Genomic DNA, 26,325 nt, shown 5'->3' with positions numbered 1-26,325 from the left:
TTAAACTGAAGGAGGATGTAACAATGGAACAAAAGCCAGTGTTAGACGTTAATGAAGTACCGAAACCGGGAAAATGGTTATTTTTAAGTATACAACATTTGTTCGCGATGTTTGGATCAACAGTGCTTGTTCCATTTTTAACAGGATTGAATCCGTCAGTAGCGTTAATATCAAGTGGATTAGGAACGCTAGCGTTTCTTCTTATAACGAAAGGTCAAGTACCTGCGTATTTAGGATCATCATTCGCCTTTATCGCACCGATTATTGCAGCAAAAACAGCAGGTGGCCCCGGAGCAGCGATGCTTGGTGGTTTACTTGCAGGACTGGTGTACATCTTAATTTCAATCGGAATTAAGAAATCTGGATCAGCGTGGATTATGAAATTACTTCCGCCAATCGTAGTTGGTCCGGTAGTAATGGTAATCGGTTTAGCTTTAGCACATACAGCAGTGAACATGGCGATGAACGGTGCGGATGGTAAGTATAGCATTACACACTTTTCAGTAGCACTAGTAACATTAGCAATTACAATCATTTGCTCCATATTTGGAAGAGGATTTTTCAGCATCATACCGGTGTTACTTGGAATCATCGGCGGATATATCTTCGCTTACTTCCAAGGGCTAGTAGATTTAAAACCGGTAGCTGAGGCGAAATGGTTTGTCGTACCTGATTTCACAGTACCGTTTGTAACATACACACCAGAGTTTTCGTGGAAGATTGTGCTCTTAATGGTGCCAGTAGCACTAGTAACAATTTCAGAACATATCGGACATCAAATTGTACTTGGAAATGTTATTAAAAGAGATTTAATTGAAAAACCAGGTTTACACCGTTCAATCTTTGGGGATGGGGTAGCAACATTAATCGCATCACTAATCGGTGGACCACCGAATACAACATACGGTGAAAACATCGGTGTGCTAGCAATTACGAGAGCGTATAGTGTATACTTATTCATCGGTTCAGCAGTATTCGCAATCATGTTTGGATTTATCGGGAAGATTTCAGCACTGATCCACTCGATTCCAACACCAGTTATGGGTGGTGTATCAATCTTACTATTCGGTGTAATCGCATCAAGTGGTTTACGCATGATGGTAGATGATAGAACAGATTTAAGTGACAAACGAAACTTAATGATTGCATCAGTTATACTAGTAATTGGTATTGGCGGAGCGGTACTTCACGTAGGAGAATCGTTCCAAGTAGAAGGAATGGCACTAGCAGCAATTGTAGGTGTACTGTTAAATCTACTACTACCAGAAACGAAACAAATAAAACAATCTAAGCAGATTGCTTCATAAAAACAACCTTTTAATTCAGTCCTGTGAGACAGAAAAGGGTGGCTTCTTCCTTGCACCCTAGTCTCACATGACTAGGGTATTTTTATGCAAATGTTGTTATAAATATCCATAAGTGCTATCATAAAAATCAGAAAGATGAGGGATGACGATGAGCCATTTGTTAACGATGAGTGAATTATCGGAACTAGAAATTTCAGAAATCCTAAAAGACGCAGAAGATTTCGCGAATGGGAAAGAGAGCAAAACAACAGAGCAAACTTTTGTTGCGAACTTGTTCTTTGAGAATAGTACGAGAACGAGATTTAGCTTCGAAGTTGCTGAGAAGAGATTAGGACTTGACGTATTAAACTTTTCAGCAGATTCATCTAGCGTACAAAAAGGAGAAACGTTATACGACACGATAAAAACACTGGAATCAATCGGAACAAAAGCGGTAGTCATCCGCCACGAGCAAGATCGTTACTTCGATGAGCTAAAAGATCAAGTAAACATTCCAATCTTAAATGCTGGAGATGGATGCGGAAATCATCCAACGCAATGTCTGCTCGACCTTCTAACAATTAAACAAGAGTTTGGAAGTTTTGAAGGTTTAAAGATTGCAATTGTTGGAGATATTCGCCATAGCCGAGTAGCACGATCCAATGCTGAAACATTAACGAAGCTTGGGGCAACGATTTATTTTGCAAGCCCAGAAGAGTGGAAAGATGAAAAAAACATATTTGGAACGTACAAAAACTTAGATGAGCTAGTTCCAAAAGTTGATGTGATGATGTTACTTCGTGTACAGCATGAGCGTCATGATCATTATGAAACAGACATTATGAAAGAGTATCATGAAAAACACGGATTAACGCTTGAAAGAGAAAAACGTATGAAAGAAGGAAGCATTATTATGCATCCAGCTCCTTTCAACCGTGATGTGGAAATTGCAAGTGAACTTGTTGAGTGTGAGCGTTCACGCATATTTAAACAAATGGAAAATGGAGTTTACGTAAGAATGGCTGTACTAAAACGCGCCTTACCAAATGTATTAGGAGGAATGAAACATGAATTATTTGTTTAAAAATGGTCGTTATATGAATGAAGAAGGAATAATCGTAGCAACAGATCTTCTCGTACAAGACGGTAAAATTGCGAAAGTAGCAGAAAATATTACGGCAGATAATGCTGAAGTAATCGATGTGAACGGAAAGTTAATCGCACCTGGATTAGTAGATGTACATGTACATCTTCGTGAGCCAGGTGGTGAACATAAAGAAACAATTGCAACAGGCACACTAGCAGCGGCAAAAGGTGGATTCACTACAATTTGCGCAATGCCAAATACACGTCCAGTACCAGATTGCAGGGAACATATGGAAGACTTACAAAAACGTATTAAAGAAAAAGCTCACGTAAATGTATTACCATATGGAGCAATTACAGTACGTCAAGCAGGTTCTGAAATGACAGATTTCGAAACGTTAAAAGAGCTTGGAGCATTCGCTTTCACTGATGATGGAGTAGGCGTACAAGATGCGAGCATGATGCTAGCTGCTATGAAGCGTGCAGCGAAGTTGAATATGGCAGTAGTTGCACACTGTGAAGAAAATACACTTATTAATAAAGGTTGTGTACATGAAGGGAAGTTTTCTGAGAAACACGGATTAAACGGTATCCCATCAGTATGTGAATCTGTACATATTGCAAGGGATATACTGCTTGCTGAAGCGGCAGATTGTCACTATCACGTATGTCACGTAAGTACGAAAGGGTCTGTACGTGTAATCCGTGATGCAAAACGTGCTGGAATTAAAGTAACAGCAGAAGTAACACCGCATCACTTAGTGTTATGTGAAGATGATATCCCATCAGCTGATCCTAACTTTAAAATGAACCCACCGCTTCGTGGAAAAGAAGACCACGCAGCGTTAATTGAAGGGCTATTAGATGGAACGATCGATATGATCGCAACTGACCATGCACCGCATACAGCGGAAGAGAAAGCACAAGGAATTGAAAGAGCACCATTCGGAATTACTGGTTTTGAAACAGCATTCCCACTTCTATACACAAACCTTGTGAAAAAAGGAATTATTACATTAGAACAGCTAATTCAATTCTTAACAGAAAAACCAGCTGATACATTCGGTTTAGAAGCAGGTCGCCTGAAAGAAGGTAGAGTAGCTGATATTACAATCATTGATTTAGAACAAGAAGAAGAGATTGATCCAACAACATTCTTATCAAAAGGAAAAAATACACCATTCGCAGGTTGGAAATGCCAAGGATGGCCGGTAATGACAATCGTTGGCGGTAAGATCGCATGGCAAAAGGAGAGTGCATTAGTATGAAAAGACAACTTATCTTAGAAGATGGAACAGTATTAATTGGAAAAGGTTTCGGAGGCGAAATCGAAAAGTCAGGTGAGGTTGTATTTACAACAGGAATGACTGGATATCAAGAAACATTATCTGATCCATCATATTGCGGTCAAATCGTAACATTTACGTACCCATTAATCGGAAACTACGGCATTAACCGTGACGATTTTGAATCCATTCACCCATCTGTAAATGGTTTAATCGTAAATGAAATTTGTGATCATCCATCAAACTTCCGTAATGAAATTTCGTTAAATGATTACTTAAAAGAAAGAAACATTCCAGGATTAGCAGGAATTGATACGAGAAAATTAACGAGAAAAATTCGTCAATACGGTACATTACGCGGACGACTTTGTAACATGGATGCAGATGTAGAGTACATTGTGAGCCAATTAAAAGCGACAGTATTTACAGATCATGTAAAACGCGTATCAACGAAAGACCCATACCCAAGCCCAGGCCGTGGTCATCGAGTTGTACTTGTAGACTTCGGAATGAAACATGGTATTTTAAGAGAATTAAATAAGCGTGACTGTGATGTAATTGTAGTACCTTACAATACAACAGCAGAAGAGATTTTACGCCTTAGCCCAGATGGAATTATGTTAAGTAATGGACCTGGGGATCCAAAAGATGTACCAGAAGCAATTGAAATGTTAAAAGACATTATTGGTAAAATTCCTTTATTCGGGATTTGCTTAGGACATCAGTTATTCGCATTAGCATCTGGTGCAAATACAAGTAAGTTGAAGTTCGGTCATCGTGGTTTAAATCATCCAGTAAAAAATCTTGCAACTGGAAAAGTAGCAATTACTTCTCAAAATCATGGATACGCAGTAGAAGAAGAGTCAGTTGAAAATACAAATCTTGAAATTACACATGTTGCTTTAAATGATGGAACAGTAGAAGGTCTTCGTCATACGAAGTTTCCAGCATTTACAGTACAATACCATCCAGAAGCTTCAGCGGGACCAGAAGATGCAAATGATTTATTCGAAGATTTCTTAGAAATGATTGAAAACTTCAAGAAAGAAGGGGAAGAGTTATGCCAAAACGCCTAGACATTAACACAATTTTAGTAATCGGATCAGGACCAATTGTAATTGGGCAAGCAGCAGAGTTTGATTACTCTGGTACACAAGCTTGTCAATCTCTTAGAGAAGAAGGTTACAAAGTAATCCTTGTTAACTCTAACCCAGCAACAATTATGACAGATACTGCAACAGCAGATAAAGTATATATAGAACCATTAACATTAGAATTCGTAAGCCGTATCATTCGTAAAGAACGTCCAGATGCAATCCTACCAACATTAGGTGGTCAAACAGGCCTAAATATGGCTGTTGAACTTGCGAAATCAGGCATACTTGAAGAATGTGGAGTTGAGATTTTAGGAACAAAATTATCAGCAATTGAGCAAGCGGAAGATCGTGATTTATTCCGTACATTAATGCAGGAATTAAATGAACCAATTCCATCTAGTACCATTATTCATACGTTAGAAGAAGCACATGAATTTGTAAAAGAAATTGGTTATCCAGTTATTGTTCGCCCAGCATTTACAATGGGGGGAACAGGTGGCGGAATCTGTAGTAATGAAGAAGAACTAATTGAAATCGTATCAGGTGGATTAAAACATAGTCCAGTAACACAATGTTTATTAGAAAAGAGCATTGCTGGTTGTAAGGAAATTGAATATGAAGTAATGCGTGATTCGAATGATAACGCGATTGTAGTATGTAACATGGAAAATATCGATCCAGTTGGGGTTCACACAGGTGATTCAATCGTTGTAGCACCGAGCCAAACATTAAGTGACCGTGAGTATCAAATGTTACGAAACACTTCATTACGAATTATTCGTGCATTAGGAATCGAAGGTGGCTGTAACGTTCAGCTTGCACTAGATCCGCATAGCTTCCAATACTATGTAATCGAAGTAAATCCGCGTGTGAGTCGTTCATCTGCACTAGCATCTAAAGCAACTGGATATCCAATTGCGAAGTTAGCAGCGAAAATTGCAGTCGGTTTAACATTAGATGAAATTGTAAATCCAGTAACACAAAAAACATACGCTTGCTTCGAGCCAGCATTAGACTATGTCGTTTCAAAAATTCCACGTTGGCCATTTGATAAGTTTGAATCAGCAAACAGAACGCTTGGTACACAAATGAAGGCAACTGGTGAAGTTATGTCAATTGGACGTAACTTAGAGCAATCATTATTAAAAGCGGTTCGTTCTTTAGAGCTAGGGATTTATCACTTAGAATTAGACCATTTAAAAGAACTTGATAAAGAAACAATGAAAAAACGTATTATAAAAGCTGACGATGAGCGTCTGTTCGTTGTAGCAGAAGCAATCCGTCAAGGTGTAACGAAAGAAGAAATTAATTCATGGTGTGAAATGGACTTCTTCTTCTTACAAAAAATTGAAAACATCGTAAACATGGAACACGAAGTAAAAGAAAATGCAGGAAATATGGAAGTGTTACAGTCTGCAAAAGAAATGGGATTCAGTGATCATTACATCGCCAATGCTTGGAACAAAACAGAGCGTGAAATTTACGATATGCGTAAAGAAAGCAATATGACTCCTGTTTATAAAATGGTAGATACTTGTGCGGCAGAGTTTGAATCTGCAACACCTTACTACTACAGCACATACGGTGACGAGAATGAATCGGTTATAACAGATCGTAAGAGCGTGGTTGTACTAGGGTCTGGTCCAATCCGTATAGGTCAAGGTGTTGAGTTTGACTACGCAACAGTTCACTCTGTATGGGCAATTAAAGAAGCTGGATATGAGGCAATCATTGTAAATAACAACCCAGAAACAGTTTCAACAGACTTCAGTATTTCTGACAAATTATACTTTGAACCACTAACAATAGAAGATGTAATGCACATCATTGATTTAGAAAAACCAGAAGGTGTTATCGTTCAGTTCGGTGGACAAACGGCAATTAACTTAGCGGCGAAATTAGAAGAACACGGTGTGAAAATTTTAGGAACATCACTTGAAGATTTAGACCGCGCAGAAGATCGAGATAAATTCGAAGCTGCATTAACAAAATTAGGCATCCCGCAACCAGTTGGTAAAACAGCAACAACTGTAGAACAAGCGGTAGCAATCGCTGAAGAAATTGGTTACCCAGTATTAGTAAGGCCATCTTACGTACTAGGTGGACGTGCGATGGAAATCGTATATCGTCAAGAAGAACTACTGCACTATATGAAAAATGCAGTTAAAGTTCATGCAGAGCATCCGGTATTAATCGACCGTTACATGGTTGGTAAAGAAATTGAAGTAGATGCAATTTCAGACGGTGAGAATGTGTTCATTCCAGGTATTATGGAACATATTGAACGCGCTGGAGTTCACTCTGGGGATTCAATTGGAGTATATCCACCACAAAGCTTATCTGACGAACTAAAAGAACAAATTATTGAACATACAATTGCACTTGGAAAAGGATTAAACATTGTTGGATTACTAAATATCCAGTTTGTAGTATTCAAAGATCAAGTGTATGTAATTGAAGTAAACCCACGTGCGAGCCGTACAGTACCATTCTTAAGTAAAATTACAGGCGTACCGATGGCGAATGTTGCAACGAAAGTTATTTTAGGTCAAAACCTAATAGAGCAAGGATACGGAACGGGCTATCACCCAGAAGAGAAAGAAGTGTATGTAAAAGCACCAGTATTCTCATTTGCGAAACTACGCTCAGTTGATACAACATTAGGACCTGAAATGAAATCAACAGGGGAAGTAATGGGGAAAGACTTAACGCTTGAAAAAGCATTATACAAAGGGCTAGTTGCCTCAGGAATTAACATCCCAACGCACGGATCCGTAATCATCACTGTAGCGGATAAAGATAAAGAAGAGGCGATGGAAATTGCAAAACGTTTCCATGAAATCGGCTATAACTTATTAGCAACAGCTGGAACGGCACAAACATTAGCAGAGCAAAATATCCCAGTACAAGTTGTAAACAAAATTGATTCTGAAGACTACAACTTACTAGATATTATCCGCCAAGGAAAAGCACAGTTTGTAATCAATACATTAACAAAAGGAAAACAACCAGCGCGTGATGGTTTCCGCATTCGCCGTGAATCAGTAGAAAACGGTGTGGCTTGCTTAACATCACTTGATACAACGAGAGCAATCTTACGAGTATTAGAATCTATGACATTCTCAGCTCATTCAATGAAAGAAATTACGCAAACAAAGCGTCACGAGGTGGTACATGCATGATGCAAAAGCAAAATATGATCGTCGTTAACCAAAAAGAAATCGCAAAAAACATTTACGAATTAGTGCTTCAAGGAACGTTAGTACAGCAAATGAACGAACCAGGGCAGTTTGTACACATTAAGGTAGCAGAGGGCATTGCGCCCCTTCTGCGCCGCCCGATTAGTATTTGTAATGTAGATCAAGAGAAGAACGAATTTACAATGCTATATCGTGCAGAAGGACAAGGGACAAAAACATTAGCAACTAGAAAACAAGGTGAAATGGTAGATGTACTAGGACCGCTAGGACATGGTTTTCCTGTAGAAGAAGCAGAAGCTGGTCAAACAGCTTTACTAGTAGGCGGGGGAATTGGTGTACCACCACTTTATGAATTATCACAGCGCCTCGTTGCAAAAGGTGTACGTGTGATTCACATCTTAGGTTTTCAAACAAAAGATGTTGTTTTCTATGAAGAAAAATTTGCAGAACTTGGTGATACGTACGTTGCGACAGTAGACGGTACACACGGTACAAAAGGATTTGTCACAGATGTAATTGATAATTACGGAATTGAATTTGATATTCTTTATTCATGTGGTCCGTTAGCGATGCTTCGTGCATTAGAAGGACGTTACAAAGAGAAAAAAGCCTATATTTCATTAGAAGAACGTATGGGCTGTGGTATTGGAGCTTGTTTCGCATGTGTATGCCACTTACAAGAAGATCCGAGTGGACATTCTTACAAGAAGGTGTGTAGCGACGGACCAGTATTTCCAATCGGGGAGGTTGTACTATGAACAGATTGCAAGTTGAATTACCAGGATTATCATTAAAAAATCCAATTATACCGGCATCTGGATGCTTTGGATTTGGTCGTGAATATGCACAGTTTTACGATTTAAGTGTACTAGGATCAATCATGATTAAAGCGACGACAGAACAACCACGTTATGGAAATCCGACGCCTCGTGTTGCTGAAACGCCAGGCGGCATGTTAAATGCAATCGGACTTCAAAACCCAGGATTAGAAAAAGTAATGAATTCTGAATTACCATGGTTAGAACAATTTGACCTTCCAATTATTGCGAACGTTGCGGGCTCACAAGCTGAGGATTACGTAGCGGTTGCAAAGGAAATTTCTAAAGCGCCTAATGTCCATGCACTAGAATTAAATATTTCTTGTCCGAACGTAAAAACAGGTGGTATCGCCTTTGGTACAAATCCTGAAATTGCTGCTGATTTAACGAAGCGAGTAAAAGAGGTTTCTGAAGTACCTGTATACGTGAAGTTGTCACCGAACGTGGCAAACATTGTGGAAATTGCAAAAGCGATTGAAAATGCAGGTGCAGATGGTTTAACGATGATTAATACATTGCTTGGTATGCGTCTAGATTTAAAAACAGCTAAACCAATTTTAGCAAACCGTACAGGAGGATTATCAGGTCCTGCGATTAAGCCAGTAGCGATTCGTATGGTACATGAAGTAAGTCAAGCGGTTAACATTCCAATTATCGGAATGGGCGGTATTGAAACAGCGGAAGATGTAATTGAATTCTTCTACGCTGGCGCAAGCGCAGTTGCAGTAGGTACAGCGAACTTTATTGATCCGTTCGTATGTCCGACAATTATTGAAGAGTTACCAGCATTACTAGATGAATTAGGATTTGATCACATTTCGGAATGTCAAGGAAGGAGCTGGAAGCAAACATGTCACAGTCGTTAATCGTTGCACTAGATTTTCCAGGGAAACAAGATGTAGAACAATTCTTGCGCCACTTTGAAGGGGAAGAGTTATTTGTCAAAGTTGGTATGGAGTTATTTTATAAAGAAGGCCCTGCAATTATTACGTACTTAAAAGAAAAAAGGCATAAGATCTTTCTAGATTTAAAACTTCATGATATTCCGAATACAGTAAAAAGCGCTATGCGTAGCCTAGCTAGTCTAGATGTAGATATGGTAAATGTTCATGCTGCTGGGGGAAGCAGCATGATGAAAGCTGCGATTGAGGGATTAGAGGAAGGTAAGCAAGAAGGAAAAGAGAGACCGATTTGTATTGCAGTTACACAACTAACAAGCACTTCGGAAGCTATGATGAAAAAAGAGATCGGCATTGAGAAAACGTTAGAAGAAGCGGTTGCTCATTATGCAAAATTAACGAAAGAAAGTGGACTTGATGGTGTTGTTTGCTCAACGCTTGAAGTTCCAAAATTACGTGAAGTATGCGGAGATGAATTTGTAACAGTAACACCGGGGATCCGTCTTGCAAGCGATGATGTAAATGACCAGGTGCGCGTAGCAACACCGAAACGTGCGAGGGAACTTGGCTCAAGCTACATCGTAGTTGGACGTAGTATTACAAAAGCAGAAAATCCGCTTGAAGCGTATAAAACAGTAAAACAACAGTGGGAAGGTGTAACAGTATGAAAAAAGAAATCGCATCGCATTTATTAGAAATTGGAGCAGTATTTTTACAACCGAATGATCCATTCACTTGGTCTTCAGGTATGAAATCACCAATTTATTGTGATAACCGTTTAACTTTATCTTATCCAAAAGTACGTCAAGCGATTGCAGCTGGATTAGAAGAGTTAATTAAAGAGCACTTCCCAACTGTAGAAGTTATTGCAGGAACAGCAACTGCTGGTATTGCGCACGCTGCATGGGTAAGCGATCGTATGAATTTACCAATGTGCTACGTACGTAGTAAAGCAAAAGGTCACGGTAAAGGGAATCAAATCGAAGGAAAAGCTGAAAAAGGTCAGAAAGTAGTAGTAGTAGAAGACTTAATTTCAACTGGCGGCAGTGCAATTACATGTGTAGAAGCACTTCGCGAAGCTGGTTGTGAAGTATTAGGAATCGTATCAATCTTCACATACGAGCTTGAGTCAGGAAAAGAGAAACTAGAAGCAGCAAACGTAGCATCATATTCTTTAAGTGATTACAGTGCATTAACTGAAGTTGCAGCAGAAAAAGGTATGATCGGACAAGCTGAAACGAAAAAATTACAAGAGTGGCGTAAAAATCCAGCTAATGAGGCTTGGATCACAGCGTAATATGAAAAAAGACGACTGCGGGGGAACGCGGTCGTTTTTTTATATCACTGTTAAAACTTCATGTAAATTTCCATCAATATTAAAGAAAATCATATTATAATCTCCTTGCTAACAACTATTTAGCGTTTTCCACAACCTCATATCCTCTCACAAATAATAGCGTCATATAAGAAACAATAAATGAGAAGATGCTATACATGCCAACCCAAAAGAAAAACTTCGGAGTAAAGGCGATCACACCTATTATTAAAAAACTAGCAAACGTTACAATCGGCATTACGTAATACGTTTTCGTCTTGCGGGTTCCAATAACAGAAATGATAAAGATAAGTAATGGACAAATTAATAAGACGAAAATCAATTCATTCATAGTTATGTCCCCTTTTCGAATGGAAGTAATCTGTTTCTCGTAAACGTTTTGGAATAAATGCTCTCCTAATATAACTTCGCTAACATGTATATAATCCCTTTTGGAGTTCAGTAATAAATGCTGGATTTCATAATAAAAAGCGTAAGCAAGAGAAAACTTGCTTACGTTATAGAATAAACATCGCAACGATTGTGGTGACGATTAAGCCAATCACAACTGGTAAAAAGTTTCGCCGTGCAAGTTCAAACGGATCTACTTTACAAATGGCAGCGGCAGGAATAAGAGCCCAAGGAATTAAAGTCCCGCCACCGGTCCATATGGCAGCGATTTGTCCGAGTGCTGTTAAGGTAGCTGTTCCATGCCCAAGTGCTGTTCCGAAAAGATTGGCAATTGAACCAGCAAGTGAAATGCCGGAAAATCCTGATCCATCTAAACCGGTAATGACACCAACGATAGTTAATGTTCCTGCCGATACATATTGGTTTAAAGGAACAGTTTGAGATAAAGCGATTCCTAAGTCATTAATGATTCCATGTGAACCTTTCGGTAAATAGTCTCCAATAATTTTTACAAATCCGCTATCTCCTAAATAAAAAAGTGCAGCAATTGGAATAACTGGGCCGAAAATTTTAAATCCAAATTGGAGCCCTTCTATAAAATAATCGGTCGTTTTATTTAGTCCATTCCCTTTATAGGTGATGAGAGAAATGATGATAATCATAATAACAGTCGTCCCGCCGATTAGCGCTGTAGCATCGCTTCCTTGTAGTTTAAATTGGATCATACAAAGGATATCAAGGATATATACGATAGGGATACATATAGCGAGCCATTTTTTTATGCGAGGAGATAAAAAAATAGTAGTTTTAGATAGTTCAGATGATGAAGAGGTGTCTTGTAGCGATAATCCTGTATGAAATTCTTTTCGTAAGAAGAAAAATGCGACGGAAGTTGTCACAACGCCCGTAACGATAACGAGGGGAACACTGGCAGAAACAACGCTAGAAACAGGCAGACCAGCAGCGTCCGCAGTTAATTTCGGAGCGCCTTGAATAACGAAGTCACCAGATAAGGCGATGCCGTGTCCGAATAAGTTCATAGCAATCGCAACCCCAATTGGCGGCAGACCGACGCGTACAGCGACCGGTAATAAAATAGCTCCCATTAAGGCGACAGCTGGAGAAGGCCAAAAGAAGAAAGAAATAGTCATCATTAAAAGGCCGATAATCCAGTAGGCGAGTGTAGGTGTTCGAATCATCTTTGTAAATGGTGAAATCATCGTATCATTTATGCCGGTATGAACGAGTAGGTTACTCATGGATACGATAATGGAGATGATTAATATAGTTGGTAATAGCTCAGTAATGGCATAAATGAAACTTTGAAAGATCCCGCTAATGGCAAGAGGGATAGAACTTGTTGCGGTTAATGCTAATAAAAAGATAAAAACGATACAAATAATCGTTGTATCTTTCCTGAGAATAAAGAAGGTAATAATAGTGAGTAAACAAAGAACATAGAGAGCGTGTAATAGCGTTAATTCAACTCACATAACAGTCACATCCTTTAGGCATTCGTGTAGTGTATTGTATGAAAGCAGTGAAGGTATGTGAGTATAGGAAAAAGAAAAAAGTGAAATTTCATGTACTGTAATGGTAAGGAGAAAAAATGGATGTTATAATACAATTAATCCTAAAAATGGAATTAGAGGAGGACTTATGCGCAAAAAAATTGGATTTTGGGGATTCGTTATATCTTGTAGTCTATTAATCATTTTAAACCTGTTTACAAACAATGAATGGATCAGTATCATACCTGTTTTCGGGTTTGTTTTTGTACTGTTATATAACTGGGATGATATGAAACAATATAGCAAGAAAAGTATTGGAATTATGATAGGTATCATTGTTGTTTGCTCACTTTTTGTAGGATTTATTTTAATAGAAGGGCAGAAACAAATGGAGAAAATGTCTATTTTTCAAGAATGGATGTCGTCTGCAAAAGGTCTTTATATTGTAATTGTAGTAGTTATTTTTCTGAAAATTGTTATAAGTATAGCAAGTTACATATTAAAGGAGAAGTAGAATGGGGGAGTACGAATGAGAGAGAAAATAGGGTATTACGGTGTGCTCGTTTGTTTACTATTATTAGTTGTTTCAGGGCAATTTCTTAAAAGTGAATGGGTACCAGTTATATTATGTATAGGAGTATTGATTTTTGCACCTATGTATCGTTGGGATGAATGGAAAGCGTATAGCCGAAAAAAGAAAATTGTTTTCAGCATCGAGTTTGTCATTATAATTAGTACGATTCCGTTTTTGTTATTGAGAGGAAATGAGGTAATAGATGGAATTGTAATGTTTCAAGGGTGGTTGTTTATTGTGAAAATGCTATATTTAATATGCATTTTAATGTTGGTAGTGGTAGTCACTAATACAGTAAACAAAAAGTTATTCGTGAATGAATAAAAGAAAATGCCACCTTATTCGGTGGCATTTTTTCATTTTACTGCATGAGATTTTTGCATCTTTTTAATTAAACGAATTTGTCCACGATGATTGATTTCATCTTCAAATACGTGAAACCATTTAAAATAGTTATTTGCTGGTTTATTCTTCCAAAAATCTGATGTTTTAAATAGCCATTCATCAGGTAACGATTGAAAAGTCTCGATTGTTTTGGAACGTACTTCTTGTAATGTATTTAAGTAAAATTCAATAGCGTTTCCTTTTATTTTCTCACGTCCAAGATCACCTAACTCAATAGCAGGTAACCAACGTTCTAATTCAGCCTCCGTTGGTTCACGGTCTTCAAAAGTATGAATCTGGTAGTAAAATTCAATAGCGGCCATATGGTACAATAACATACCAATCGAATTTGCTTCCTCATCATATAAATAATCCAGTTCTTCAACTGTTAAGTCTTCCACCGCTTGCATCGTTGTGTAACGAGCGTAATTCATCATGGAAACAAGTTTTGAAAATTCAGGCTGTAAACCATCTATTTTATCAATTACAAAATTCAATTAAAATTCCCCCTCTTTTAAACAAATACTCCAGATAAGGGATTCTATACGTAAAGAAAAAATCCTGTGAAAATTTGATAATATTAACAAGGAATAACAATTAAATCTCTATTTGATTTTGTAATAACTTCATACCCGTCTTTTGTAATGACGATATCGTCTTCAATTCTACAACCGCCCCAGTTTGGTATGTAAATACCTGGTTCGACTGTAACAACCATACCTTCTTCTAAGGTAGCCTTACTTTCCTGGGACAGGCGAAGCGGTTCATGTATTTCTAAACCAAGACCATGCCCCGTAGAGTGACCGAAATATTGACCGTATCCATGCTCTGTAATGTAATTTCTCGTTACATCATCGATACTTTTCGCAGTTTCTCCAGGCTTAATTGCTTCCGTTCCACGTTTTAATGCTTCGCGTACAACATTGTATATTTTTTTGAATTCTTCTGATGGTTCCCCGATTGCTACAGTACGTGTTATATCGGAACAATATCCGTCGTAAAGTGCACCGAAATCTAAGGTAACAATGTCACCTCGCTCGATTATTTTATTTGATGCAACGCCATGAGGAAGAGAAGAACGAACGCCAGAAGCTACAATTATTTGAAACGATGAGGATGTAGCTCCTTTTTTTCGCATGAAAAATTCTAATTCATCTCGGACATCAGTTTCACTTATACCTGGTTTTAGAAACGTAAGGATATGATGAAATGCTTCGTCCGCGATATTAGCTGCGATTTTCATTGTCTCTATTTCAGGCATGTCTTTAATAAGACGAATATTTTCAATGATTTCGCACACTTGAATCATTTCCGCATGTACATATTTTTGTAAGTTTTTATATTGTTGTAATGTCATGTTGTTTTCTTCAATTCCAAGTTTTTGTATGTTTAATTTCGATACTTGATTTGCGATTTCTTTTTCTAAATTTCCTTTGTGCATAATAATTTCAGCATCTTTTATTTGTGATTTCGCTTGATCTACATAGCGAAAATCAGTTATAAAAACAGCTTTATCCGCAGCAATTAAGACGGCGCCAGCACTACCTGTAAATCCTGTTGCATATTGGCGATTTTCTTTTTTGGTAATAAGTAATCCGTCAATTTCATAGTTTTGTAGTTGATTTTGGATTTTATTAATTTTTAAAGTCATGTTAATTCCTCCTTTTCACAGTATTGAATAAAGCAAATAGCGTGCCAAAATATATATTAGGGAAAATAAACGATTATCCAGCTATTTTGTGGGAGGCGTGCCGTTAATAAAATTCAGATTGCAATTAGTAGGGGATAAAAACATTGACTTGAGTTGAACTTTATATACATACTGTAAAAAAATTTATACAAATGCGTAATGACACTGTCAATCTTTTTGACAATATATAAAATGATAAAAGAAAGATAGTGTGAATTAGTTAATGGATATAGGAACGAATGTGAATGAATATAAAAAATGCGTTGCTATCTAGCAACGCATTTTTTATATTTACGCTTTTAATTTCATTACGATGTCAGCATCTGGTGTTACATATATTGTTTGTTGGTTATCGTACGTAACGAATCCAAGCTTTGCACCACTTGGTTTTTTCACATGGCGTATTTTTGTAAAATCAACAGGTACAGAGCTAGACTCTTTTGCTTTACTGTAATAAGCGGCAATTTTTGCAGCTTCTAGTAAAGTTTCTTCAGCAGGTTCTAAAGAACGAATGACAACGTGAGAACCAGGTATGTCTTTCGTATGTAACCAAATTTCATCCCGACGGGCAAATTTCGTTGTTAAATAATCATTTTGTTTATTGTTTTTACCAACGAAAATCTCTGTACCGTCACTAGCTACATATTTATCTAATACTGGTTTTGTAGGCTTTTTCTTTGCATTTTTCGTCTTACGATTACGCACATATCCTTCTTCGGCTAATTCCTCACGAATTTCTTCAATATCTTTTGAAGAAGCAGCTTCCATTTGTTGAAGTAAGCTATCAAAATAAAGAATTTCTTCATTGGTTTTTTCGATTTGTTCTTCTACCACAACAACTGAATTTTTTGCTTTTTGGTATTTTTGGAAATAGCGTTGTGCATTGTCAGACGGTGTTTTTAAAGGATCTAATGTGATTTTTACAGTACCGCCATTTTCATCGTAATAATTAACGACCTCAATATCTTTATCGCCTTTTTTCAAAGCGTACATATTGGCTGTAAGTAGCTCTCCAAATAGTTGATATTTATCTGCTTTTCCAGCATCTTGTAATGTTTTTTCAAGTTTAATAAGTTTTTTCTCATTTTTGTTTTTTTCGTTTTGCATAAAGCGTTCTAAATCATGAGCTTGTTGTTTTACACGGTCTCGCTCCGCTTTTCCGAAAAAGAAACGGTCTAACAATTCACTAACAGATGAGAATGTTTTTTCTTCTCCTTGCAAGTGTGTAAGAGGGAAAAGATAAAAGAATTCTTTTCCGTTTGCAGTAATCATTGTTGGTGAATATGTATGAGTTAGTAATGGTTTTTGTATGGAGAAAAACGCTTCAGATAATGCTTTTTCATTTGCCATACCTGCTTTTTTTACAACTTCTTTTGCGAATAATGGGGAAATTCCCATAAATGCTCCGACAAGTTGTTTGTCCATGTTTCCGGATAAAAAGTCTAGCGGTCTAATAAAATCAGTTGCTGTTTCGATAAGAAGCGGATTAACCTTATGTTGTGCTGGAGGGGCAACATATTCAGCTCCAGCATATACAGTACGATGGCGGTTTACCGCTAAAGATATGTGTTTTAAGCTATCTAAAATAACATTTGTTTTCGTATCTACTAAGATAATGTTACTGTGTCGTCCCATTATTTCGATTACTAATGTTTTTAATGATTCGTCTCCGATTTCATTCCGACTGCGAACTGTAATTTGAATAATACGTTCTAAGTCAATTTGTTCAATTTTTTCAATAAATCCGCCTTCTAAATGTTTACGAAGAAGCATACAAAACATCGGCGGTATTGCTGGTGAATCGTAGTTTTGATTCGTTAAGTGCATACGCGCATATGTAGGGTGAGACGAAAGAATTAGTTTTTGGTTCTTTCCGTTTGCTCGAATATGTAATAAAATCTCGTATTTTGAAGGTTGATATATTTTGGAAATTCTTCCTGTGTAAAGAGAATTTGCAATTTCATGTGTAATTGCTCTTGTAAATAATCCATCGAATGCCATAAATGAACACTCCTTTCTAACTAAAAGTTAATTATAGCATTTTTTTGGACGAGGCTGAATAAGCTTTCAATAGAGTATGTCTGGAATCAGGAGGTCGATGGCAGGATGAACTGGTATGGAATGCGGGCACATGAAGTGGAAGAAAGAACGAATACGAATGTAAAGGTTGGACTTACAGAGAAAGAAGCAGAAGGGCGAATTAAGAAATTTGGTACAAATGAATTAGAAGAAGCAAAAAGGCCTTCTGCACTAATGGTATTTTTAGCACAATTTAAAGATTTTATGGTACTTGTTTTATTTGGAGCAACAATTGTTTCTGCATTTTTAGGTGAATATATTGATTCTATAGCTATTGTTGCCATTGTTATTATCAATGGTATTCTAGGTTTTTTTCAAGAAAGAAAGGCTGAAAAATCATTGGAAGCTTTAAAAGAACTAGCCGCCCCGCAAGTTACGGTAATGAGGAATGGAAAGTGGGTAAAGGCACCATCTAAAGCACTTGTTTTAGGTGATGTTATTAAATTTTCCAGTGGTGATCGTATTGGGGCTGACGTCCGTCTCGTTGAGGCATCGAGTTTATATATCGAAGAGTCTGCCCTGACAGGAGAGTCAGTACCTGTACAAAAGAAGATAGAAGCATTGCAAGGGCAAGATGTTTCAATTGGTGATCAAAAAAATATGGCTTTTATGGGTACGATGATTACGCGAGGATCTGGAACAGGAGTCGTTGTAGCGACTGGTATGAATACCGCAATGGGCCAAATTGCAAATATGTTGCAAAATGCAGAGCAAATGGAAACACCACTGCAAAGAAGATTAGAGCAACTCGGGAAAATATTAATTATTGTAGCTCTTATTTTGACAGCACTCGTTGTATTAGCAGGTGTGTATCAAGGGAATGAAGTATACCATATGTTTTTAGCAGGTGTGTCCTTAGCTGTTGCTGCTATTCCAGAAGGATTGCCCGCAATCGTTACAGTAGCTTTATCACTTGGTGTACAGCGTATGATAAAAAAGAGAGCAATTGTAAGAAAGTTACCAGCTGTAGAAACATTAGGTTGTGCTTCTGTAATTTGTTCTGATAAAACAGGAACAATGACACAAAACAAAATGATGGTAACACATATGTGGTCAGGTGGAGAGTTGTGGAAAGTGACTGGTCAAGGGTATGAACCTAATGGATCTTTTATGAAAGGTGAAATAGAAGTTAATCCAGCTAAGACAAAAGCGCTTTATCAGCTACTTACATTCGGTTCACTATGTAACAATGCGAATATTATTCAAAAGAAAAAGGCGTATGTATTAGATGGGGATCCAACAGAGGGAGCACTTGTAGCTGCAGCAATGAAAGCGGGAATAACACGTGATGCACTGAAAGGGAAGTTCGAGATTATTCGTGAGTTCCCATTTGATTCGACTCGAAAGATGATGAGTGTTATTGTCCGTGATCGAGATGGGAAAAAGTTTGTTGTTACGAAAGGAGCTCCAGACGTCCTCCTGCAAATGAGCCAAACAATCTTATGGGGTGATAAGCAGCAACCGATGAGTGAGTTATATAGAAAAGAAGTACAGGCGGCTATTCATAGTTTAGGTAGCCAAGCGCTTCGAACAATTGCGGTTGCATTTAAGCCATTAAAAGTAACAGATTCCACTGAACATGAGAGAGATGTTGAAAAAGATTTTATGTTAATCGGGATACAAGGTATGATCGATCCGCCAAGACCAGAGGTAGCGCAGGCGGTAAAAGAGTGTAAAGAAGCTGGTATTCGAACAGTGATGATTACAGGAGATCATAAAGTAACAGCGATGGCGATTGCGGAACAATTAGGGGTTTTACCACCAGGAGGTCGTGTGGTGGAAGGTGTTGAGCTAGCAAATATGGATATAGAGGAACTAGAAAATGTTGTAGAAGATACTTACGTATTTGCTCGTGTATCACCAGAACATAAATTAAAAATTGTTAAATCATTGCAAAATAAAGGGCATATAGTAGCGATGACAGGAGATGGAGTAAACGATGCACCAGCTATAAAAACAGCGGATATTGGGATAGCGATGGGTATTACAGGAACAGACGTTGCGAAAGAAGCTTCTTCGCTTGTATTGTTAGATGATAACTTTGCGACGATTAAATCAGCGATTAAAGAAGGTAGAAACATATACGAAAATATTCGAAAGTTTATTCGATATTTGTTAGCATCAAACGTCGGCGAAATTTTAGTTATGTTATTTGCGATGTTACTGGCGCTACCATTGCCGATGGTTCCAATTCAAATATTATGGGTGAACTTAGTTACCGACGGTTTACCAGCGATGGCATTAGGTTTGGATAAGGCGGAAGGAGATGTGATGAAGAGAACGCCGCGGCATCCGAAAGAGGGAGTATTCGCCAGAGGGCTTGCCTGGAAAATTATAAGTCGAGGGTTCCTCATTGGAGCAGTGACGTTAGTAGCGTTTATTATCGCATATAATCAACATCCGAATGAACTGAAATATGCACAGACAGTAGCATTTGCGACTTTGGTACTTGCGCAACTTATTCATGTATTTGATTGCCGAAGTGAACATTCTGTCTTTCATCGCAATCCATTTGGGAACGTGTATTTAGTAGGGGCTGTTATCATTTCATTGTTGTTAATGCTCGTTGTTATTTATTATCCACCATTACAACCAATTTTTAGTACAATGCCAATACAAGCAAGAGATTGGTTGTTAATTGGAGGTTTGTCATCAATTCCGACTTTCTTATTAGTAGGTTCTTTATTAACAAGGAAAAAGGGTAAGGAGAAAAAGCCACTTTTATATAAGAAGGGATTAAACTTGAAATAGTCAATGATATGAAAATGTGATATAATTTACAGAAGGTAGTAGAGCCTTGTCTCTATTACCTTTTTCATTGAGTTATTTCATGGCTTGGATGTGATAAAAATGATTTCTAGTATGACAGGGTTTGGAAGGTCGAAAGTAGAAAGTGATACTTTTCAGATTACAGTAGAAATGAAATCGGTGAACCACCGTTTTCTTGAGATGAGTATTCGACTTCCGAAGCAAATGATGGTATTTGAAGACAAAATTCGTAAAATAATTGCACAGCAAGTTCGACGTGGGCGCATTGAAGTGTCTATTAGTATAACGGGTGAAGGGCTTGTTGAAAGAAAATTAAGTGTGAATTGGTCGCTTCTCAAGCAGTACCAATCGATGATGGAAGATATAAAAGGAAAATTTCAATTGCAAGATTCTATTACACTTGGGCAATTAATGGCAATGCCAGAAGTAACGGCAATTGAAGAAATAGAAAACGTAAATGAACAATTTGAGAATAGTTTATATGAGGCTGTTCGCCAAGCTGCTCAAATGTTGAAAACGATGAGAGATGGCGAAGGAGAACGATTACATAAAGATATGGCGTATCGTTTACAAGAGATTCACAATTGTGTAAATGCAATTATTCCACATGCACCGATTGTTACACAAAAATATCGTGAACGATTAGAAAATCGCTTAAAGGAATTACATAATCAAGATCTAGACGAACAAAGATTGCTAACAGAAGTCGCGATGTTTGCAGAGCGTTGTGATATTCATGAAGAGTTAGTTCGTTTACAAAGTCATTTAGAACAATTTCGTGAAACACTGCAGATTGAAGAGCCTGTTGGAAGAAAAATGGACTTCATCGTGCAAGAGATGCATCGAGAAATTAATACGATTGGTTCGAAGGCAAATGACTTAACAATTTCAAAATATGTTGTAGAAATGAAAAATAACCTTGAAAAAATTCGTGAACAAGTACAAAATATTGAGTAGCTTTCAAAAAATATATAAAGTTATACGTGGTGGAGAAATCGGATAGACTTACTAGGAGGCGCAAACTATGGCCATGCGGTTTTTAAATATTGGATACGGAAATATTGTATCTGCTCATCGAATTATTGCTATTGTAAGTCCGGAGTCAGCTCCTATTAAACGAACAGTACAGGAAGCACGTGAACATAATGCTTTACTAGATGCTACGTATGGGAGAAAAACAAGGGCGGTTATTGTTATGGATGATGGGCATGTTGTATTAAGTCCAATTCAGCCAGAGACGATTGCACATCGTTTGAATAATAAAGAAGATTTAAGTGAGGAAGGGTAGGTTTTACATATTTATGAGAAGTAGAAGAGGATTGCTCATCGTTCTTTCAGGACCTTCTGGGGTTGGTAAAGGAACGGTTCGAAAAGAGCTGTTTAGCCATGAGGATACACGTTTTCAATATTCTATTTCAGTAACGACACGTAAGCCGCGTGAAGGTGAAGTAGATGGTGTGGATTATTTCTTTAAAGAGAGAGAAGAATTTGAGGAAATGATTCGTAATGAAAAATTACTTGAGTGGGCTGAGTTCGTAGGTAATTATTACGGAACACCGATTGACTATGTTGAAAAAACATTACAAGAAGGAAAAGATGTATTCTTAGAAATTGAAGTGCAAGGAGCAATTCAAGTTAAGAAAGCTTTCCCAGAAGGTGTGTTTATTTTCTTAGCACCCCCAAGTTTATCTGAGCTAAAAAACCGAATTGTCGGCCGTGGTACAGAAACTGAAGATGTTATTGAAAATCGCTTAACTGTAGCGAAAGAAGAAATCGAAATGATGGACGCTTACGACTATGTTGTAGAAAATGATCAAGTTGAATTAGCTTGTGATAGAATTAAAGCAATTGTGGTTGGTGAACATTGCCGCCGCGAAAGAGTAGCAAAATATTATAAAGAAATGACGGAGGGTCTATAATTATGTTAAATCCATCAATTGATTCATTATTAACAAAAATCGATTCTAAATATACACTTGTAACAGTAGCTGCAAAGCGTGCACGTGAAATGCAACTTGCTAACAACTGTGTTATTGAACAACCTGTTTCTCATAAATGTGTAGGTAAAGCATTAGAAGAAATCGATGTAGAAGTGTTAAAATATGTACCAAGCGAAGGCAAAATAATTGATTAAGATATTATTTTCGACAAATTAAAACATAGACTTTATAATTTTCTATGTAACGGTAACAACCTATTTACAAGTAGGTTGTTATTTTTTTACGATAGGATGAAATATTGGTACTGAAGAGCTGAGAAACCTGTTTCAGTATTATAAGTTTGAAAAAGAAAGAGGACGAGCCATATGCTAAAAGGGAAAAAGATACTCCTATGTGTAACAGGAGGCATTGCGGTCTTTAAAGCGGCTGCGTTAACTAGTAAATTGACACAAGCTGGTGCTATTGTAAAGGTGATCATGAGTGAGTCGGCAATAAAGTTTGTTACGCCTCTTACATTCCAAGCACTTTCTCGTCATGATGTATATATAGATACATTCGATGAGAAAGACTCAGCTGTTATTGCTCATATCGATTTAGCAGATTGGGCAGATGTAGTACTTGTTGCACCTGCTACAGCCAATTGTATCGGGAAGTTAGCTGGTGGTATTGCGGATGATATGATTACAACTACTTTGTTAGCTACTACAGCTCCAGTATGGATTGCACCTGCTATGAATGTGCATATGTACGAAAATAAAATTGTTCAAAAAAATATGATGACGTTAAAAACGTTAGGATATACATTTATTGAGCCTGGGGAAGGCTTTTTAGCGTGTGGTTATGTAGCGAAGGGAAGACTAGAGGAACCTGAAGCAATTATTGCGCGGTTAGAAGAAGCATTCACGGAACAAAAACCACTACAAGGTAAGAAAATGTTAATAACTGCTGGCCCGACGCGTGAAAAGATTGATCCAGTTCGTTTTATGACGAATTTTTCTTCTGGAAAAATGGGGTATGCGATTGCAGAAGTAGCAGCGAACTTAGGGGCTGATGTCATACTTGTTTCGGGGCCGACGGCATTAAATCCGCCACTACATGTAACAACGATACAAGTGGATTCAGCGCAGGATATGTTAGAAGCAGTCCTTCAACATTATCAAAATGTAGATGTTGTCATCAAAACAGCAGCTGTTGCAGATTATCGCCCGAAATATGTTCATGATAATAAAATGAAAAAGCAGAATGGTGATGCTGTAATTGAATTAGAGAGAACGGTAGATATTTTAAAAACGCTAGGTGAGAAGAAGGGTAAACAGTTACTTATCGGTTTTGCTGCTGAAACGACAAACGTAGAGGAATACGCAACGAAAAAGTTACGTGAGAAAAATGCGAATATGATTGTTGCGAATGATGTAAAAGCGCAAGGAGCTGGATTTGGCACAGATACGAACATTGTAACAATGTATAGAAAAGATGGAAAAGTTATTGAGTTGCCACTTTTAACGAAGAAAGAAGTAGCTCGCGAAATATTAAAGCAAATTGAAATGATGTTAGAAGATGATCGTTTATGAAATTTGCAAGTGTAATTGTTGATGTACCTGCCCGTCAGACAGATAGACCGTTTGATTACATTATCCCTAGAAAATGGGAAGATATTGTACAGACAGGAATGCGTGTAGTAGTTCCATTTGGTCCAAGAAAATTGCAAGGTTTTATTATTGAGATTAAAGATTCGGTTGACGTGGAAAGTAAAAAATTAAAGACAATCCATGAAATATTAGATGTAACACCGGTTTTAAATGATGAATTATTAAAGCTTGGATATTGGCTTACAAGTGAAACGTTATGTTATATGATTTCAGCATTTCAAGTCATGCTTCCGACAGCGATAAAAGCAACGTATAAAAAGCGTCTACAACTTCGTAAACAAGAAGAAGTAGCACCTGCAATACTGTATTTATTTCAGGATAAGGAAGCAATCGATTGGGAAGTTATTGAGGCGCAGCCACATTTATACCGCGCTATTCAACAAGAAATTAAAAATGGTACGATGGAAGTCGTATATCAAGTGAAAGATAAAGTGCAGAAGAAGAAACAAAGAGTCGTTCAGCCAGAGTTGCCGGAAGATAAATTAGAATTAGCTGCATTTGAATTGAAAAGTAAAAAACAACAAGATGTACTCTATTATTTTGTGGAAAATTATAAAAGTGTACCGTTGAAATTGTTAACAGAAGAGCTACAAATAACAGATGCTCCAATAAAATCACTTGTTAAAAAGGGGCTAATCTCAGAAAAATATGTGGAAGTATACCGGAATCCGTATGACGATGATGATTTTGAACAAACGAAACCATTTCCACTTACAGAGGAACAAAAGCAAGTTATTACACCTATTTTATCATCAATTACAAATGAAACTTACAATCCATTTTTACTATATGGTGTTACAGGAAGCGGAAAGACAGAAGTATATTTACAATCTATAGCAGCGGTGCTGAAGAAGGAAAAAGAAGCTATTGTACTCGTTCCTGAAATTGCGCTAACGCCTCAAATGGTAGATCGTTTTAAAGGTAGGTTTGGCTCGCAAGTAGCGGTTCTTCATAGTGCACTGTCTGTTGGTGAAAAATATGATGAATGGCGTAAGATTTTGAGAAAAGAAGTGAAAGTGGTAGTTGGTGCCCGTTCAGCTATTTTTGCTCCTTTTGAAAATTTAGGGATTATTATTATTGATGAAGAGCATGAATCGAGTTATAAGCAAGAAGATAACCCGAAGTATCATGCAAGAGATGTAGCGGTGTGGAGAGGGCAATATCATAAATGTCCAATCGTTCTTGGAAGTGCAACGCCTACACTTGAATCATTTGCAAGAGCGACAAAAGGTGTTTATGAACTATTAACGATGGAAAAACGTATGAACGAACAAGCTTTACCAACAGTAGAAATTGTTGACATGCGTGAAGAACTTCGCGACGGGAATCGATCAATGTTTTCGAAGGCGTTGCATGAAAAAATAGCAGATCGACTAGAAAAGAAAGAACAAATGGTTCTCTTTTTAAATAGGAGAGGTCATTCAACATTTGTGATGTGTCGTGATTGCGGGTATGTTGTACAATGTCCACATTGTGATATTTCGCTGACGTATCATAAAATGAACCATCGTTTAAAATGTCATTATTGCAGTTATGAGGAGAATATGCCAACTGCGTGTCCAGCTTGTCAAAGTACATATATTCGTTTCTTTGGTACAGGCACACAAAAAGTAGAAGAAGAAATTACAAAACTATTTCCAGAAGCGCGAGTCATTCGAATGGACGTAGATACGACAAGTCGCAAAGGGATGCATGAGAAGTTATTAAAGGCGTTTGGTGAAGAGAAAGCAGATATATTACTTGGGACACAAATGATCGCCAAAGGACTTGATTTTCCGAAAGTAACGCTCGTTGGTGTTTTAACTGCAGATACGATGCTTCACTTACCTGATTTTCGGGCGAGTGAAAAAACATATCAATTATTGACGCAAGTAAGTGGACGGGCAGGTAGACATGAATTGCCAGGGGAAGTTGTAATTCAAACGTATACGCCAGAACATTATAGTATAGAGTTAGCAAAGAACCAGCAATATGATGTGTTTTTTGACCAAGAAATGCAAATGAGACGAACAAGACAATATCCACCTTATTACTATGTTGTACTTGTAACGGTATCTCATCCAGAATTATTAAAGGCAGTGCAAGTGACGGAAAAAATTGTCGGTCATTTACGAATGCATTGTTCGCAGCAAACGATGGTGTTAGGGCCAGTTGCTTCAGCAATTCCAAGGATAAAAGATAGATATCGTTACCAATGCATGATAAAATACAAACGGGAACCAAACTTAAAGAACGTGCTCAAAATGGTAAATGAACATTATCAAGCAGAAATGCAAAAAGAGCTACAAATCTCAATTGATTTTAATCCAACAATGTTAATGTAGCGGAGGG

Annotated in this window: 23 protein-coding genes; 18 read left to right on the top strand and 5 right to left on the bottom strand. The window is 37.5% G+C overall.

The annotated features are described in order from the left end of the window. The first annotated feature begins 23 nt into the window (after positions 1-23). The 9 genes from uraA to pyrE all read left to right on the top strand — a co-directional run bounded on the left by uraA (position 24) and on the right by pyrE (position 10,969). On the top strand, positions 24-1,307 hold the full coding sequence (gene uraA / locus JDS95_RS03905) for a uracil permease (protein WP_000435916.1): 1,284 nt from the start codon (positions 24-26) through the stop codon (positions 1,305-1,307). A 148-nt stretch (positions 1,308-1,455) separates the two neighbouring features. After that, positions 1,456-2,370 (top strand): aspartate carbamoyltransferase, encoded by a 915-nt coding sequence (pyrB, locus tag JDS95_RS03900; protein ID WP_000018837.1) that lies wholly within the window; start codon positions 1,456-1,458, stop codon positions 2,368-2,370. After that, the gene (pyrC, locus tag JDS95_RS03895; protein ID WP_001108362.1) at positions 2,354-3,640 is read left to right on the top strand and encodes a dihydroorotase; all 1,287 of its coding nucleotides are present in this window, start codon (positions 2,354-2,356) and stop codon (positions 3,638-3,640) included. The genes pyrB and pyrC overlap by 17 nt, the downstream gene beginning before the upstream one ends. Then, on the top strand, positions 3,637-4,734 hold the full coding sequence (locus tag JDS95_RS03890) for a carbamoyl phosphate synthase small subunit (protein WP_000828666.1): 1,098 nt from the start codon (positions 3,637-3,639) through the stop codon (positions 4,732-4,734). The genes pyrC and JDS95_RS03890 overlap by 4 nt, the downstream gene beginning before the upstream one ends. Continuing rightward, positions 4,719-7,937: a carbamoyl-phosphate synthase large subunit gene (carB, locus tag JDS95_RS03885; protein WP_001126140.1), complete on the top strand. Its 3,219-nt coding sequence runs from the start codon at positions 4,719-4,721 to the stop codon at positions 7,935-7,937. The genes JDS95_RS03890 and carB overlap by 16 nt, the downstream gene beginning before the upstream one ends. After that, entirely contained in the window at positions 7,934-8,713 is a 780-nt protein-coding gene (gene pyrK / locus JDS95_RS03880) for a dihydroorotate oxidase B electron transfer subunit (protein ID WP_000983361.1), read from the top strand. The genes carB and pyrK overlap by 4 nt, the downstream gene beginning before the upstream one ends. Then, on the top strand, positions 8,710-9,639 hold the full coding sequence (gene pyrD, locus JDS95_RS03875) for a dihydroorotate oxidase B catalytic subunit (protein ID WP_001081057.1): 930 nt from the start codon (positions 8,710-8,712) through the stop codon (positions 9,637-9,639). The genes pyrK and pyrD overlap by 4 nt, the downstream gene beginning before the upstream one ends. Further along, positions 9,624-10,340, top strand: coding sequence for an orotidine-5'-phosphate decarboxylase (pyrF, locus tag JDS95_RS03870; RefSeq protein ID WP_000083504.1), 717 nt, complete (start codon positions 9,624-9,626; stop codon positions 10,338-10,340). Before pyrD ends, pyrF begins: the two co-directional genes overlap by 16 nt. Continuing rightward, positions 10,337-10,969, top strand: coding sequence for an orotate phosphoribosyltransferase (gene pyrE / locus JDS95_RS03865; protein WP_000711461.1), 633 nt, complete (start codon positions 10,337-10,339; stop codon positions 10,967-10,969). Before pyrF ends, pyrE begins: the two co-directional genes overlap by 4 nt. A 115-nt stretch (positions 10,970-11,084) precedes the next feature. Here pyrE and JDS95_RS03860 read toward each other — a convergent pair whose 3' ends face one another. Next, positions 11,085-11,339, bottom strand: a complete 255-nt coding sequence (locus tag JDS95_RS03860) for a YbeF family protein (RefSeq protein WP_001003926.1) — start codon at positions 11,337-11,339, stop codon at positions 11,085-11,087. A 166-nt stretch (positions 11,340-11,505) separates the two neighbouring features. Continuing rightward, on the bottom strand, positions 11,506-12,837 hold the full coding sequence (locus JDS95_RS03855; RefSeq protein WP_226534158.1) for a hypothetical protein: 1,332 nt from the start codon (positions 12,835-12,837) through the stop codon (positions 11,506-11,508). 154 nt (positions 12,838-12,991) lie between these two features. Between JDS95_RS03855 and JDS95_RS03850 the strand changes: the two genes are divergently transcribed. Then, positions 12,992-13,423 (top strand): YoqO family protein, encoded by a 432-nt coding sequence (locus JDS95_RS03850; RefSeq protein WP_002044627.1) that lies wholly within the window; start codon positions 12,992-12,994, stop codon positions 13,421-13,423. Between the two features lie 15 nt (positions 13,424-13,438). After that, the gene (locus tag JDS95_RS03845) at positions 13,439-13,807 is read left to right on the top strand and encodes a YoqO family protein (RefSeq protein WP_001208248.1); all 369 of its coding nucleotides are present in this window, start codon (positions 13,439-13,441) and stop codon (positions 13,805-13,807) included. A gap of 32 nt (positions 13,808-13,839) precedes the next feature. On the opposite strand, the gene JDS95_RS03840 is transcribed toward JDS95_RS03845, so the two are convergent. The 3 genes from JDS95_RS03840 to JDS95_RS03830 all read right to left on the bottom strand — a co-directional run bounded on the left by JDS95_RS03840 (position 13,840) and on the right by JDS95_RS03830 (position 17,558). Then, positions 13,840-14,364 (bottom strand): DinB family protein, encoded by a 525-nt coding sequence (locus JDS95_RS03840; protein WP_001012037.1) that lies wholly within the window; start codon positions 14,362-14,364, stop codon positions 13,840-13,842. Between the two features lie 83 nt (positions 14,365-14,447). Then, a complete protein-coding gene (locus JDS95_RS03835) occupies positions 14,448-15,518 on the bottom strand; it encodes a M24 family metallopeptidase (protein ID WP_000172791.1) in 1,071 nt (356 codons plus the stop codon). A 330-nt stretch (positions 15,519-15,848) separates the two neighbouring features. After that, positions 15,849-17,558: an Rqc2 family fibronectin-binding protein gene (locus JDS95_RS03830; RefSeq protein ID WP_000863276.1), complete on the bottom strand. Its 1,710-nt coding sequence runs from the start codon at positions 17,556-17,558 to the stop codon at positions 15,849-15,851. A gap of 105 nt (positions 17,559-17,663) precedes the next feature. Here JDS95_RS03830 and JDS95_RS03825 point away from each other — a divergent pair, with 105 nt between their 5' ends. The 7 genes from JDS95_RS03825 to priA all read left to right on the top strand — a co-directional run bounded on the left by JDS95_RS03825 (position 17,664) and on the right by priA (position 26,318). Beyond that, positions 17,664-20,387, top strand: a complete 2,724-nt coding sequence (locus tag JDS95_RS03825) for a calcium-translocating P-type ATPase, SERCA-type (protein ID WP_001104768.1) — start codon at positions 17,664-17,666, stop codon at positions 20,385-20,387. Positions 20,388-20,486: 99 nt separating this feature from the next. After that, positions 20,487-21,362, top strand: a complete 876-nt coding sequence (locus tag JDS95_RS03820; protein WP_000625871.1) for a YicC/YloC family endoribonuclease — start codon at positions 20,487-20,489, stop codon at positions 21,360-21,362. Between the two features lie 67 nt (positions 21,363-21,429). Beyond that, positions 21,430-21,693: an extracellular matrix/biofilm regulator RemA gene (remA, locus tag JDS95_RS03815; RefSeq protein ID WP_001251456.1), complete on the top strand. Its 264-nt coding sequence runs from the start codon at positions 21,430-21,432 to the stop codon at positions 21,691-21,693. 13 nt (positions 21,694-21,706) lie between these two features. Continuing rightward, on the top strand, positions 21,707-22,324 hold the full coding sequence (gene gmk, locus JDS95_RS03810) for a guanylate kinase (protein WP_001257739.1): 618 nt from the start codon (positions 21,707-21,709) through the stop codon (positions 22,322-22,324). A gap of 2 nt (positions 22,325-22,326) precedes the next feature. After that, positions 22,327-22,539 (top strand): DNA-directed RNA polymerase subunit omega, encoded by a 213-nt coding sequence (gene rpoZ, locus JDS95_RS03805; protein WP_000933967.1) that lies wholly within the window; start codon positions 22,327-22,329, stop codon positions 22,537-22,539. 171 nt (positions 22,540-22,710) lie between these two features. Beyond that, positions 22,711-23,916, top strand: a complete 1,206-nt coding sequence (gene coaBC, locus JDS95_RS03800) for a bifunctional phosphopantothenoylcysteine decarboxylase/phosphopantothenate--cysteine ligase CoaBC (protein ID WP_000911715.1) — start codon at positions 22,711-22,713, stop codon at positions 23,914-23,916. After that, a complete protein-coding gene (priA, locus tag JDS95_RS03795; RefSeq protein ID WP_000666740.1) occupies positions 23,913-26,318 on the top strand; it encodes a primosomal protein N' in 2,406 nt (801 codons plus the stop codon). The genes coaBC and priA overlap by 4 nt, the downstream gene beginning before the upstream one ends. Positions 26,319-26,325 lie beyond the last annotated feature (7 nt).

The organism is Bacillus cereus group sp. N24 (assembly GCF_016483345.1).
Taxonomy (GTDB): Bacteria; Bacillota; Bacilli; order Bacillales; family Bacillaceae_G; genus Bacillus_A; species Bacillus_A toyonensis.
Note: the sequence above shows the minus strand (reverse complement) of the source record. Positions and strands in the feature narration are given on the sequence as shown.

Excerpts from the sequence above, each read along its gene's own strand:
- JDS95_RS03860 (WP_001003926.1), bottom strand. The coding sequence starts at position 11,339 with ATGAATGAATTGATTTTCGTCTTATTAATTTGTCCATTACTTATCTTT.
- JDS95_RS03850 (WP_002044627.1), top strand. The coding sequence starts at position 12,992 with ATGGTAAGGAGAAAAAATGGATGTTATAATACAATTAATCCTAAAAAT.
- JDS95_RS03820 (WP_000625871.1), top strand. The coding sequence starts at position 20,487 with ATGATTTCTAGTATGACAGGGTTTGGAAGGTCGAAAGTAGAAAGTGAT.
- pyrC (WP_001108362.1), top strand. The coding sequence starts at position 2,354 with ATGAATTATTTGTTTAAAAATGGTCGTTATATGAATGAAGAAGGAATA.
- gmk (WP_001257739.1), top strand. The coding sequence starts at position 21,707 with ATGAGAAGTAGAAGAGGATTGCTCATCGTTCTTTCAGGACCTTCTGGG.
- pyrF (WP_000083504.1), top strand. The coding sequence starts at position 9,624 with ATGTCACAGTCGTTAATCGTTGCACTAGATTTTCCAGGGAAACAAGAT.
- coaBC (WP_000911715.1), top strand. The coding sequence starts at position 22,711 with ATGCTAAAAGGGAAAAAGATACTCCTATGTGTAACAGGAGGCATTGCG.
- JDS95_RS03890 (WP_000828666.1), top strand. The coding sequence starts at position 3,637 with ATGAAAAGACAACTTATCTTAGAAGATGGAACAGTATTAATTGGAAAA.
- rpoZ (WP_000933967.1), top strand. The coding sequence starts at position 22,327 with ATGTTAAATCCATCAATTGATTCATTATTAACAAAAATCGATTCTAAA.
- pyrE (WP_000711461.1), top strand. The coding sequence starts at position 10,337 with ATGAAAAAAGAAATCGCATCGCATTTATTAGAAATTGGAGCAGTATTT.
- pyrK (WP_000983361.1), top strand. The coding sequence starts at position 7,934 with ATGATGCAAAAGCAAAATATGATCGTCGTTAACCAAAAAGAAATCGCA.
- JDS95_RS03845 (WP_001208248.1), top strand. The coding sequence starts at position 13,439 with ATGAGAGAGAAAATAGGGTATTACGGTGTGCTCGTTTGTTTACTATTA.
- pyrD (WP_001081057.1), top strand. The coding sequence starts at position 8,710 with ATGAACAGATTGCAAGTTGAATTACCAGGATTATCATTAAAAAATCCA.
- pyrB (WP_000018837.1), top strand. The coding sequence starts at position 1,456 with ATGAGCCATTTGTTAACGATGAGTGAATTATCGGAACTAGAAATTTCA.
- JDS95_RS03830 (WP_000863276.1), bottom strand. The coding sequence starts at position 17,558 with ATGGCATTCGATGGATTATTTACAAGAGCAATTACACATGAAATTGCA.
- uraA (WP_000435916.1), top strand. The coding sequence starts at position 24 with ATGGAACAAAAGCCAGTGTTAGACGTTAATGAAGTACCGAAACCGGGA.
- priA (WP_000666740.1), top strand. The coding sequence starts at position 23,913 with ATGAAATTTGCAAGTGTAATTGTTGATGTACCTGCCCGTCAGACAGAT.
- remA (WP_001251456.1), top strand. The coding sequence starts at position 21,430 with ATGGCCATGCGGTTTTTAAATATTGGATACGGAAATATTGTATCTGCT.
- JDS95_RS03835 (WP_000172791.1), bottom strand. The coding sequence starts at position 15,518 with ATGACTTTAAAAATTAATAAAATCCAAAATCAACTACAAAACTATGAA.
- JDS95_RS03825 (WP_001104768.1), top strand. The coding sequence starts at position 17,664 with ATGAACTGGTATGGAATGCGGGCACATGAAGTGGAAGAAAGAACGAAT.
- carB (WP_001126140.1), top strand. The coding sequence starts at position 4,719 with ATGCCAAAACGCCTAGACATTAACACAATTTTAGTAATCGGATCAGGA.